The 12,031-nt window shown below is 43.4% G+C and carries 11 protein-coding genes; 8 read left to right on the top strand and 3 right to left on the bottom strand.

Annotated elements, in window-relative coordinates; translation table 11 throughout:
• Positions 1-73: 73 nt before the first annotated feature.
• From IEX80_RS23380 to IEX80_RS23360, 5 genes are all read left to right on the top strand, one after another.
• The gene (locus tag IEX80_RS23380; RefSeq protein ID WP_188834328.1) at positions 74-1,099 is read left to right on the top strand and encodes an NHL repeat-containing protein; all 1,026 of its coding nucleotides are present in this window, start codon (positions 74-76) and stop codon (positions 1,097-1,099) included.
• Positions 1,100-1,124: 25 nt separating this feature from the next.
• The gene (locus IEX80_RS23375; RefSeq protein WP_188834327.1) at positions 1,125-3,281 is read left to right on the top strand and encodes a c-type cytochrome domain-containing protein; all 2,157 of its coding nucleotides are present in this window, start codon (positions 1,125-1,127) and stop codon (positions 3,279-3,281) included.
• A gap of 270 nt (positions 3,282-3,551) precedes the next feature.
• The gene (locus IEX80_RS23370; protein ID WP_188834326.1) at positions 3,552-4,559 is read left to right on the top strand and encodes an NAD(P)H-dependent glycerol-3-phosphate dehydrogenase; all 1,008 of its coding nucleotides are present in this window, start codon (positions 3,552-3,554) and stop codon (positions 4,557-4,559) included.
• A gap of 30 nt (positions 4,560-4,589) precedes the next feature.
• On the top strand, positions 4,590-4,901 hold the full coding sequence (locus IEX80_RS23365) for a hypothetical protein (RefSeq protein ID WP_188834325.1): 312 nt from the start codon (positions 4,590-4,592) through the stop codon (positions 4,899-4,901).
• A 47-nt stretch (positions 4,902-4,948) separates the two neighbouring features.
• Positions 4,949-5,269 (top strand): hypothetical protein, encoded by a 321-nt coding sequence (locus tag IEX80_RS23360; protein WP_188834324.1) that lies wholly within the window; start codon positions 4,949-4,951, stop codon positions 5,267-5,269.
• A gap of 229 nt (positions 5,270-5,498) precedes the next feature.
• Here IEX80_RS23360 and IEX80_RS23355 read toward each other — a convergent pair whose 3' ends face one another.
• On the bottom strand, positions 5,499-7,334 hold the full coding sequence (locus IEX80_RS23355; protein WP_188834323.1) for a DEAD/DEAH box helicase: 1,836 nt from the start codon (positions 7,332-7,334) through the stop codon (positions 5,499-5,501).
• Between the two features lie 375 nt (positions 7,335-7,709).
• Positions 7,710-8,177: a DUF4293 domain-containing protein gene (locus IEX80_RS23350; protein WP_090530720.1), complete on the bottom strand. Its 468-nt coding sequence runs from the start codon at positions 8,175-8,177 to the stop codon at positions 7,710-7,712.
• Between the two features lie 129 nt (positions 8,178-8,306).
• Between IEX80_RS23350 and IEX80_RS23345 the strand changes: the two genes are divergently transcribed.
• From IEX80_RS23345 to IEX80_RS23335, 3 genes are all read left to right on the top strand, one after another.
• Positions 8,307-8,828, top strand: a complete 522-nt coding sequence (locus tag IEX80_RS23345) for a DUF892 family protein (RefSeq protein ID WP_167516312.1) — start codon at positions 8,307-8,309, stop codon at positions 8,826-8,828.
• A gap of 55 nt (positions 8,829-8,883) precedes the next feature.
• Positions 8,884-9,702, top strand: coding sequence for a tRNA pseudouridine(38-40) synthase TruA (gene truA / locus IEX80_RS23340; protein WP_090530727.1), 819 nt, complete (start codon positions 8,884-8,886; stop codon positions 9,700-9,702).
• Positions 9,703-9,910: 208 nt separating this feature from the next.
• Entirely contained in the window at positions 9,911-11,659 is a 1,749-nt protein-coding gene (locus IEX80_RS23335; protein ID WP_188834377.1) for an ABC transporter ATP-binding protein, read from the top strand.
• Between the two features lie 79 nt (positions 11,660-11,738).
• On the opposite strand, the gene IEX80_RS23330 is transcribed toward IEX80_RS23335, so the two are convergent.
• Positions 11,739-11,939, bottom strand: a complete 201-nt coding sequence (locus IEX80_RS23330; RefSeq protein ID WP_091167464.1) for a hypothetical protein — start codon at positions 11,937-11,939, stop codon at positions 11,739-11,741.
• Between the last annotated feature and the right edge of the window lie 92 nt (positions 11,940-12,031).

Raw genomic sequence — 12,031 nt, 5'->3', positions numbered from 1 at the left:
ACAAGGATTCAAAAAATCGGTGTAATCAAAAGAAATAATCAGTGAAATCAACGCAATCATAAAAATCAACGGCATGGAAAGAAGAGAATTTATCAAGCACACTTCAGTTTTATCAGCAGGCTTTTTTATAGCTAAAGACATGTTAGCAAAAGATGACGGGCCAATTTACGGTCATGGTAATATGCGCTATCGCATGGATAAAAACTGGAGCAAAGCCGATTCGCAGAAGAACCCGGTGAATGATTGCCATGAGATGGTACAGGATTCAAAAGGCCGCATTTTACTGCTCACTAACGAGACTAAGAACAATGTACTCATTTATAATAAATCGGGCAAGCTGCTAAGTACCTGGGGGCATGATTTTCCCGGCGCACATGGCCTCACCCTGTTTAATGAAAACGGCACCGAAGTACTGTTCATAACCGATACCGTAAAACACCAGGTTTATAAAACCACGCTTGATGGTCGTATTTTAATGACCATTAATGTGCCGCTCGAAACCGGCGTTTACAAAAAATCCGAAGAATTTGTTCCCACCGAAACTACTATCGACAGCAATGGCGATATTTTTATTGCCGATGGCTACGGTGCGCAATACGTTACCCATTATGATAAAGATGGCAAACTGAAAGGCTTCTTCGGTGGTAAAGGCGAGGGGGACGAACACCTGGATAATGCGCACGGTATCGTGATTGACAGGCGATATGATACACCGACATTACTGGTCACCGATCGTACCCGTAACTGCTTTAAGCGCTTCAGCATGGATGGCAAACTACAGGAAGTGATCAAGCTTCCGGGAGCCTGCGTTTGCCGCCCGGTAATTAAGGGCGATCATTTGTATGCTGCCGTACTTCGCTCGCCCGACCTGAGCAAGGAGAATACCGGCTTTACTACCATATTAGATAAAAACAACAAAGTAGTATCCAACCTTGGCGGTACCGAACCAGTGTATACCGACGGCGTACTGCAACCAATGGCCCAGGCCGAAAAGATTTTCCTGAACCCACATGATGTTTGTGTGGATAACGACGAGAATTTGTACGTAGCCCAATGGGCATCAGGCAAAGTATATCCTTATAAATTCACAAGGGTTTAATTAATACACATATAGCCCGGCGTATATGAAAAGCAGCCACAAAGGTTTTGCGGAAGGGACATTATTTGCCCTTAATATTTTTATTGTAGTGCTGCTTATAGCCGGCGATAGCCTGGTTGTGCCCCGCTGGCTGCAACCGGTTGGCCGTATGCACCCACTCATTCTGCATTTCCCCATCGTGATACTGATGCTGGCCATGGTGATGGAGTTTTTCCGTTATCGGGCCGAGTTTATTAACGAAAAACTGTATCAAACCTTTACAAGTTACCTGCTGCTGCTGGGTGCATTACTGTCATCAATAACGGTGATCATGGGCTTGTTCCTTTCAAGAGAACCGGGATACGAAGGTGATACCTTACAATGGCATAAATGGTTTGGCGTAAGCGTGGCCTTTGCCGGCTATGGTGTATATCTCATTCGCCATACATCAAAATATACCGTAACGCTGGCTAAAGCCGGAGCCGTGATAACTGTTTTTTGTTTGATTGTTGCCGGGCACCTTGGCGGCAACCTTACCCACGGGCAGGATTTTGTTTTGGGCCCGGTGATGGATAAAAGCAAGAACGCTGTACCGATAGACCAGGCGCTGGTTTATAACGATGTGATCCGCCCCATATTTGAGGTAAAATGCCAAAGCTGCCATAATGCCGATAAAATGAAAGGCGGCTTAATGCTCACTGATTCGGCGGCAATCATGAAAGGCGGTAAAAACGGCAAACTATTCATCGCTGGCGACCCGGCCATGAGCTTGTTACTGCAGCGCGTGCACCTGCCCGAAACCGAAAAGAAACACATGCCACCTACCGGCAAAACGCAGCTTACCGATGATGAAAAAATGCTGCTTTACCTGTGGGTAAAAAGCAAGGCACGCTTCGGCAAAAAAGTGATCGACCTGCCAGCTAACGATTCATTACGGATGATAGCCGCCACCCACTTAAAACCCGCAGAAAGCGAAGAAGAGGTTTATGACTTTTCGGCAGCTAACGAAAAGGAAATTCAAAAGCTGAACAACAACTACCGGGTGGTTTATCCGCTGGCCAGCGAGTCGCCGGCGCTGGCGGTTAATATTTACAATAAAAGCACCTATAATGTAAAAGTGCTGGAGGAGTTAAGTTCTATAAAAAAACAGGTGGTATCGCTCGATCTGAACAAGATGCCCGTAAAGGACGCCGACCTGAAAACCATCGCCAAATTTGAAAACCTTCGCAGGCTAAACCTTAACTTCAGCGATGTTACGGGCAAAGGTTTAAAGGAATTAGCAGGTTTAAAATACCTCAAAAGTATTTCACTAACGGGTGTTAAACTTAATATAGCCGATGTAAAACAGCTCGTCGCTATAAAAAGCCTCAATGAACTGGCGGTATGGAATAGCGGCCTGAACCCGGCCGATCTGCAATCGCTTCAAAAACAAAACCCCAAACTGAGCCTGTTAACCGGCTTTAAGGATGATGGTAAGGCGCTTAAGCTCACCAGTCCGCAGTTAAAAAATACGGCAGTTATATTTAAGCAGAGTTATGCTTTACTACTTAGCAACCCTATAAAAGGTGCGGATATTCGGTACACTACTGATGGTTCGGTGCCTGATAGTATCAAGGCTGCATCTTACAAACCGGGAATTATACTTACCCGAAGTACTGCGATCAGGACAAGGGCGTTTAAAGCGGGATGGATTGGCAGCGATACCGTGCAATTCAATGTTTATAAATGTGCCTATACGCCTGATAGCATCAGCTTTGTCAAATATCCTGACGACAAATACAAAGGCGATGGCGCTAAAACAATTATCGATAAAGAATTAGGCGGCGACAATTTTGGCAACGGAAAATGGGTTGCATCGCAAAAGGATCTGACGGTGATCATGTGGTTTAATAAACCAATTGATCTGCATTCGGTTGGCCTCAATGTAATGCGCAATACAGGTTCCCAGATCTTTTTGCCCGCCGGAGTTGAGGTTTGGGGAGGCACCGATCAAAACCATCTCAAGCTGTTGAGCACACTTAAAACAGGGGCACCAAAAAAATCCGATCCGTTTGCTTTGATCCCATTGGAATGTAAGTTAAAATCCGAACAAAAGATATCCTGCATCAAACTGGTTGCCCAACCGCTTAAAAGCGTGCCGGCATGGCATCCGGCCAAAGGCAAACCGGGCTGGGTGTTTTTGGATGAGGTGTTTTTAAATTGATGCTTAACAACTAATAGCATCCTGCGCTCCTCTGTGATTCTTTAACCGACCATCCCGATAAAAGAAACCCGGGAGCATGCAAGCTATCTTAAACGCCTTAACTTAGAAAAGAAAAACGGTAGCATCGGCCCGGAGCCAGGTTATTGTCTTGCAAAAAAGGTTCAGAAAAGTAATTCGGCCCACTTTTTCTCTCATTCGCCAATCTGCATAATATTTCATTAATTTGCTTGGCCGATTAAAACCAGGCAGCGATATTTCTATTATTTATTGATGGATAAAAAATTAAACAAGATCACAGTTGTTGGCGGGGGGAGCTGGGCTACGGCTAATATCAAAATGCTTATCGACAACACCACCCCAAAAGAAATTTTTTGGTGGATGCGTAACGCCGAAGCTGTGGAACATTTGAAAAAGTTTGCGCGTAATCCGCATTACCTGAGTTCGGTGGAGATCAAACTTCCCGAACAAAATATATCTACCGATCTGAAACCACTCATAGCGGCTGCTGACATTGTGTTGCTTAATGTACCGGCTGCTTTTTTGAAAGACGCACTAAAAGACATTACCACTGCCGATCTGAAAGGTAAAAAGATAGTATCGGCTATAAAAGGTATCGTGCCCGATGAAAACCTGATAATTGCCGAATTCCTCCATCAAAAATACGATATATCGTTTGATGATTTTATGGTGATCAGCGGTCCGTGCCATGCCGAGGAAGTGGCGCTCGAAAAATTATCATATTTAACTATAGCTTCCGGAGATACAAGACTTGCCTCGCAGTTTGCGGGCATGATCAATACCCGGTATATCAAAACAAACATTTCTGATGATATCTATGGTACAGAATACGGGGCTGTTTTGAAGAATGTATACGCAATTGCCAGTGGTATTTGCCATGGTGTGGGCTATGGAGATAATTTCCAGGCGGTGCTGATATCAAACGCTATTCGCGAATTGGAGCGTTTTGTAGCCGCTGTACATCCTATCGACAGGGATATTAAAGAATCGGCTTACCTGGGCGATTTGCTGGTTACTGCTTATTCGCAATTTAGCCGTAACCGCACCTTTGGTAACATGATAGGCAAGGGATATACAGTAACATCGGCCCAACTGGAAATGAACATGATTGCCGAGGGGTACTATGCAGTAAATTGCCTACACGAGGTTAATAAGCAATACGGCGTGAGCATCCCTATATGCGAAGCTGTTTATGCTATTTTATATCAAAAACGCTCACCTGTAGTAGAAATGAGAAATTTGGCCGAGAAATTGAGTTGATTTTATTAAAGAAACTTAATTACTGTCAATATGAAAAATCTGTTTAAAATAGCCCTGTTTGCTGCCGGTACATTTATGGTTAGCCCGGGCTTTGCCCAAACGCATAAGGATTCAACCCTCGGTGGGAAGATCAGCAAAACCACAAAAAAAATAGGCCATAAAACATCCGAGATTGCGGCTAAAGGCGCAGCTACGGTAGCTGATAAGAAATATGCCGGCAAGGCTGGCCCTAATGGCGAAACCATTTACATTGATAAATATTCGCATTATTTTTATGTGAATAAAAAAGGTCACCGGGTTTATCTGAAAAAATCTGAACTGATTGATAAACCTACCCAATAATTAAATTCAACAAAGGCGTAAGCCGTTCTAAAAAATCCTGATCCGTCATGAAAAAGTTTGCTCCCATATTTGCTGCAGTTGCAGGCATGTTATTGATATACGCTTGTTCTGAGCCGCCGGCTGCCAATAAAAAGCTGGAAGGTAACTGGAAATCCAAGGATGGTGCTACCAAGCTTTCAATAACGGATAAAGATTTTATTATGGACGACGGGCAGGCAAGCAAAGAGGATTATTTTGTAAAAAATGATACCATTTACACCTCCTACCAGGGGAGCAGGCCTTATACCAAGTTTTTTATTAAGGAACTTACCGACAGTAAGCTAACGCTTTGTTATCCGGATTCGGATATTGTTGAATTTAGCCGTTAATGTAAGCGGAAAGCTGAATGCCTAAAGCTCATAAGTTTTATGGATAGGTTGAAGTTTGCTTATAACCAGAAAAGGCGGGCTTATATATAAAACAAAAGCCTTTGTTCCCGTATGCAGCGGTAAAAAGGCTTTGTTAACAAAACTAAACTAAAACTAATGCTTCTTACTAAAGGAAGCTCATGAAAACCACCACATGCTTTGCACATGGTGGTTTTTTTATGATGGATGATTAAAATCTCCTTCTGCGCTCAGGACGATCTTCACGGGGTTTGCCTGAAAAGTCGCGGAAACCACCACTGTGTTCGCGGCGTTCGTTACTACGGTATCCGCCTTCACGACGGTCACCACCACGGTAGCCACCTTCACGGCGATCTCCGCCACGGTATCCGCCTTCTCTGCGGTCACCACCACGATATCCGCCTTCACGACGTTCGCTGGTGCCTTCGCCTGAGATCTCGATCCTTACCGGACGACCTTTATATTCGGCTTCTTTAAAGCTGGCCATCACTTTATCAACATCTTCGTTTTGTACTTCAAAGAAAGAGTACACACCTTTAACATCGATTTTACCTACGGTACGGCCGCTTATTTTGGTAGTGTTACAGATGTAACCTAACAAATCGCCGCGGTTAAATTCATCAACCGAACCTAAGTTTATAAATAAACGGGTAAAGTTGCCACGTACACCATTGCCGCGTTCGCCGCGTTCTTCGAACCTGTTACGGCCTTCTTCAACGCTGGCATTCAGGTCAGGAGCGTTTTTGTAATAATCAAGGAAACGGTTAAATTCAATTGAAGCAAATCGTTTGATGAAATCTTCCTTGGTGAAATCTTTAAACTCGTCATAAATGCGCGGCAGGTATTGCTCAATCTGCTCTTCGTTAACAGTTACGTTATGTACTTTGTGAACGATAGAGAATAATTGTTTTTCGCAAACATCAAAACCTGTAGGGATCTCAGCTTTCACGAATTTTTTACCAATAACACGCTCAATCTGGCGAATTTTGCCTAATTCTTTGGCGTTAACGATAGAGATTGATACACCGGTTTTACCTGCACGGGCTGTACGGCCGCTACGGTGAGTGTAGTTTTCAATCTCGTCGGGTAATGAATAGTTAATAACGTGAGTTACGTCGTTAACGTCGATACCACGTGCGGCAACGTCAGTAGCAATTAATAATTGCAGGCTGCGCTCACGGTAGCGTTTCATCACTTTATCGCGTTGTTGCTGTGAAAGGTCACCGTGCAATGAATCGGCATTGTAGCCGTCTTTGATCAGCGATTCAGCAATTTCCTGGGTTTCAATTTTGGTACGGCAAAATACGATACCAAAAATATCAGGATTAAAGTCAACAATACGTTTAAACGCGGCATACTTGTCACGTGCACGTACTATATAGTACTCATGCTCGATGTTGGCATTGCCGGTGTTTTTTGCGCCCATGGTAAGCTCGAAAGGATCGGTCATGTATTTTTTCGCGATCCGCCTAACTTCGGCAGGCATGGTGGCCGAGAATAGCCAGGTTTTTTTCTCTTCGGGTGTGGTAGATAAGATACTATCAATGTCTTCCTGAAAGCCCATATTGAGCATTTCATCAGCCTCATCCAATACTACATACTTCACAGCCGAAAAATCAATAGCCTTACGGTTAATGATATCAAGCATACGCCCTGGTGTAGCAACTACGATCTGTACGCCGCGTTTGATCTGACGTAACTGATCCATAATGCTTGCTCCGCCATAAACAGCAACAACGTGTACGTTGCTCATTTTTTTGGAGTAGTTCTTAATGTCGTTCGCGATTTGTAAACAAAGTTCGCGTGTTGGGCATAAAACAAGTGCCTGTGGATGATTTTCTTCGAAATCAAGCAGTTCCAATAATGGTAGGCCAAAGGCAGCAGTTTTTCCGGTCCCGGTTTGGGCTAATCCGACAAAATCGTTGCTGCCTGTTAACAATACCGGGATTGACTGCTCCTGGATTGGTGTAGGATTCTCAAATCCTAACTCAGAGATGGCATTAACAATATCATGACGGATTCCCAGTTCAATAAATGGGTTGTTCATGAATTTAAATAACGAATTTGACAACATCGTCAAATCGGGCGCAAAGATAGTGTTAATGTTTTATAATTCCAATAGGCGGGTTGAGATAAAATGAAGTTTGGTAGTATTATTGAGAATAAGCCACTAATTGACTGAAAAAAAACCAGTTAATTAATAATTTCATAACAAGGATTACTTTTTTCTCCGGTTTTTAAAGCCCGATTTTTGATAATAAGGGGCTTTAGTAAGCATGAAAATCATCAATCCATTACCTGGTTTTTACACCAGTATTGCAAAAAAGGGACTTAAGGCTTCAGCCACAAGCTCCAGGTATGAAAAAGAAAAACCAGACTTTTAACTTCCGACTTAGTACTGTCGACTTAACGCTAACCGGGGTTACCTCAACCTGTCGGCCGATTTTACCAGCTTCTCATCTTTTTTTATGCTTTTTTGTGCGAAGATGATCAGTATGATGCTTAATGAAGTAAGGAACAGGCCAATACCCATCGTGCGTGTGTCAAGGGTAATGCTGCCTGCTGCGCCTTTAACAGTTTGTGCCATCCAGAAACTGTAGCCAATAAGTACCAGTATAGCGCTGTAGCAGAAGGCTATTTGCTGTTTTCGGTTTTTATATAGAAAAATGATGACCAGGGGAATGAGGGCAACAATAGCTGTTATAGCGGCGAGTGCCACAAATGTTTGGGTATGTTGCTGTACGCCGTTCACATCCTGGTAAATACCGGTAACCATAATGCTGGATGGTTTATCATTAACATAGACGTTGTGGGCAAGCGGAAAAAAGAAAAGGGCGAACAGCACAAGGCTGGCGAACAAAAGGTAAATGCTTTGGATGCGTTGCAGCATGATATTAAAAATTATAAAGGCAAATATAAATGTTTTGCTTATTGGAGAAGCACTAATTTAATAGCGATATCGCTTGCTTTGAATGATAATTATTTAATGTATATTTATTTGTATTTAAACAATTGTCAAATGCCCCGCATTAGTGAACAAAACCCCGAAGATGTTAAATTTGAGAACGTCCATTTAAAAAGGATTTTCCTTGAGCACCTGAACAGTATTTATTTTGGTAAAAAACATCTGATTGATTTTTTTGAAGAGATAAAAGAGCTTGCATCCTTAGCTTATTTAAAGGAGGCTGTACAGGAATGTTATGAAGCTACCCAAAAGCAGCTTACCCATCTCGATTCTATTTACAGCGCCATTAATGAAACGCCATCAAAAACGACGGTACTTGGCATAAAAGCCATGACGCTTGAAGCTTATATATCGGCAATTAAAACCGGGAAAACTGCCATGGAGCGTGATGTGTTCATTGTATTTTATGTGCAGATCATCGAAGGGATTGAAATAACCTATTTTGATGTTTTGCGTAACCTGGCAAAAACCATTGGCTATAGCAATTCCTTTATCAATAAGCCTTTTAATCTGGCTGTTAAAAATAAACTGGCGTTTGAGGCTATCTATAAGGCCTATATAACCGAACCCGCATAATACTATGACCAAATTATGAACCCGGCATAGGCGGCAGATTATTAACTTTGCCGTCGTGAGCAACAACCAGCGTTATTTTATTGAACTGGCCTACAACGGCACCGCCTATCACGGCTGGCAAATACAGCAAAATGCCGTAAGTGTTCAGGAATTGCTGAACAAGGCACTAAGCACAATTTTACGGCAGCCCATAGAAACAACCGGCTGCGGCCGCACAGATACAGGCGTACATGCAAAGGAGTTTTTTGCGCATTTTGATATTGAAGGTAATAGTTCATCGTTCATAGATCATGGCAAAGCTGACGGCCATGAACCATCAACTATTAACCATGAACAGGTGGTGAGGGGCCTCAACGCCCTGCTCCCACCTGATATCGCTATAAAAAATATTATCCCGGTACATGCCGATGCGCATGCCCGTTTTGATGCCACATCGCGCTCGTATCAGTATCATGTTCACTTTAATAAAGACCCTTTTTTGCAAGGGGCTTCCTGGCAATTGCGCGATGTGCCTGATATTAATTTGATGAACCAGGCCGCGGCTATTATGATGGAGTACATCGATTTTAGTTGTTTTAGCAAATCAAACACCCAGGTAAAAACCAATAACTGCAAAATTACCCGTGCCGAATGGGTGAAAACCGAAAACGGCATTGTTTTCCACATCACTGCCGACAGATTTTTGCGTAACATGGTACGGGCCATTGTGGGTACCTTGATGATGATTGGCCGGGAAGAAATGCAACCGGAAGGTATCCGTGAAATTATTGAAAGTAAAAACCGCTCCAATGCCGGCACCAGCGTACCGGCTTGCGGGTTGTATTTGACGGAAGTTAAATATCCTTACCAACTGGTCACTCCATTAGCCCCCTAACCCCCTGAAGGGGGAACAATGGTGGATAATGTGGATGAGATTTGACGATAGATAATTATACTTTAACTTTGATATAGTGGCTAAAGAAGAAAAAGATAATAAACAGGAAACTCTCTCCTCAGCAAATGAGGGAGCAACCAAGCAAGCAGCCCCCCCTTCAGGGGTCGTAACCGGAAAGGCCCTCGACTGGAAGCTACTGGGCCGGGTAATGCATTACGTTAAGCCGTATAATAAAACCTTTGTTATAGCTACTTTCCTCACCATTTTTATAGCAGCCAATGCTTTGCTGCAGCCAATCCTGATCCAACGTACATTGGATGTTAATATTTTGAACGATGATTATAATGGGTTGGTTTTTATGGTTGAGCTCATGATAGCACAGCTTCTCATTCAAACTATTGCGCAGTACTACCAAACTTATTTAACCAATGCGCTGGGCCAATATGTGATCCGCGATTTGAGGATCGATATTTTTAACCACATTACCAGTTTAAGATTAAAATACTTCGACCGTACGCCTATCGGTATGCTTATTACCCGTACGGTGTCCGACCTGGAAACTATTGCCGATATTTTTTCGGAAGGGTTGATCTCTATCATGGGTGATATGCTGTTGGTGGTTGCTGTGATAGGCTATATGCTTTGGCAAGACTGGAAACTGGCCCTGATTACGCTCATTCCGATGCCTTTCCTGTTTGCTTCAACCTATGTGTTTAAGGAGGCTATTAAGTCCTCATTCCAGGAGGTGCGTACGCAGGTGGCACGGCTCAATACTTTCTTGGCCGAACATATTTCAGGTATCAGCGTGATCCAGATCTTTGCCCGTGAAGACCAGGAGATGCGCAAGTTTAAAGCCGTGAATGAAAAGTACCGTGATGCTAACATCCGCTCAAATTGGTATTACTCGATATTTTTTCCGGTGGTTGAAATCCTGTTTGCCATATGTATGGGCTTGCTGGTTTGGTATGGCTGCAAAAGGATGCTGTCTGATAGTCAAATGTTAACTATCTCTGCTTCAGGTAAGGGTATTACTCCAGGATTGATCACCAGCTTTATTGTATTGCTGAATATGTTGTTCAGGCCTATCCGCCAGCTGGCCGATAAATTTAACACCCTACAAATGGGTATGGTAGGTGCCGACAGGATTTTTAAAGTATTGGATACCGACGAGGTGGCCGAAAATAAAGGCACACTTACAACAGGCAGGCTGCAGGGCGATATCAGCTTTGATAAAGTATGGTTTGCCTATAATGATGAAAACTGGGTGCTGAAAAACATCAGCTTCCATATCAAGCCCGGCGAAACCCTGGCTTTGGTAGGCGCAACCGGCGCAGGTAAATCATCAACCATTAATATCCTGAACCGTTTTTATGAAATTGGCAAAGGCTGTGTAAGGGTTGATGGGCACGATATCCATGATTATGACGTAAACTACCTGCGTTCGCAGATAGCAACTGTGATACAGGATGTGTTTTTGTTCAGCGATACCATTGCCAATAATGTCAGCCTCAATAATCCCAATATCACCCGCGAGCAGATCATAGCTGCAGCCAAAGATGTTGGCGCGCATGATTTTATCGAACGCCTGCCCGGTGGCTACGATTATAATGTGATGGAACGCGGCTCAACACTTTCGGCCGGGCAATCGCAACTAATCTCGTTTATCAGGGCACTGGTTTATAATCCCGCAATCCTGGTCTTGGACGAAGCTACGTCATCTGTTGATACAGAAACCGAGATCCTGATCCAGAATGCCATCAATAAATTAATGGAAGGCCGTACGGCCATAGTGATAGCCCACAGGCTTTCCACCATTCAAAATGCCGACAGGATCATTGTACTTGACCATGGCGAGATCATGGAAATGGGTACCCACCAGGAGTTGCTTAAAATTGAGAACGGTCACTACCGCAAATTGTATGATTTGCAGTTTAATTCGGCAGGGATTGCGAGATAACCCCACCCAACCCTCCCCAGCAGGGAGGGCTTAAAGATCTTAATTAAGTCTCCCCTTTCGGGGGAGATTTAGAAGGGGCTTATTTCGGTACACTCTTCACCGAATGAACCGGTTGTTCTTCTTTCTCATGCTTTTTGGCGATATCACCTCCATGCGGATTATCGGCATGATATTGTTTATCTTCCTTTCGCACCTTGCTTTTATGCCCGTTGTCATTTGGCCTGTGGGTCGGGGTATCTGATGGCGAAGGTTTATCTTTTTCGTTTGCTGGCTTTGTCATGTATTGATAACAATAGCGGTGGCGCTTTGTTTAACTCCAGGTTTAGATCAGAATTCGATGTTTAATTTGTCTGAATCAGAATTTTGTCAGAA

It is taken from the genome of Mucilaginibacter rubeus (assembly GCF_014643835.1).
Classification (GTDB): Bacteria; Bacteroidota; Bacteroidia; order Sphingobacteriales; family Sphingobacteriaceae; genus Mucilaginibacter; species Mucilaginibacter rubeus.
Note: the sequence above shows the minus strand (reverse complement) of the source record. Positions and strands in the feature narration are given on the sequence as shown.

Excerpts from the sequence above, each read along its gene's own strand:
- IEX80_RS23380 (WP_188834328.1), top strand. The coding sequence starts at position 74 with ATGGAAAGAAGAGAATTTATCAAGCACACTTCAGTTTTATCAGCAGGC.
- IEX80_RS23375 (WP_188834327.1), top strand. The coding sequence starts at position 1,125 with ATGAAAAGCAGCCACAAAGGTTTTGCGGAAGGGACATTATTTGCCCTT.
- IEX80_RS23370 (WP_188834326.1), top strand. The coding sequence starts at position 3,552 with ATGGATAAAAAATTAAACAAGATCACAGTTGTTGGCGGGGGGAGCTGG.
- IEX80_RS23365 (WP_188834325.1), top strand. The coding sequence starts at position 4,590 with ATGAAAAATCTGTTTAAAATAGCCCTGTTTGCTGCCGGTACATTTATG.
- IEX80_RS23360 (WP_188834324.1), top strand. The coding sequence starts at position 4,949 with ATGAAAAAGTTTGCTCCCATATTTGCTGCAGTTGCAGGCATGTTATTG.
- IEX80_RS23355 (WP_188834323.1), bottom strand. The coding sequence starts at position 7,334 with ATGAACAACCCATTTATTGAACTGGGAATCCGTCATGATATTGTTAAT.
- IEX80_RS23350 (WP_090530720.1), bottom strand. The coding sequence starts at position 8,177 with ATGCTGCAACGCATCCAAAGCATTTACCTTTTGTTCGCCAGCCTTGTG.
- IEX80_RS23345 (WP_167516312.1), top strand. The coding sequence starts at position 8,307 with ATGCCCCGCATTAGTGAACAAAACCCCGAAGATGTTAAATTTGAGAAC.
- IEX80_RS23335 (WP_188834377.1), top strand. The coding sequence starts at position 9,911 with ATGCATTACGTTAAGCCGTATAATAAAACCTTTGTTATAGCTACTTTC.
- IEX80_RS23330 (WP_091167464.1), bottom strand. The coding sequence starts at position 11,939 with ATGACAAAGCCAGCAAACGAAAAAGATAAACCTTCGCCATCAGATACC.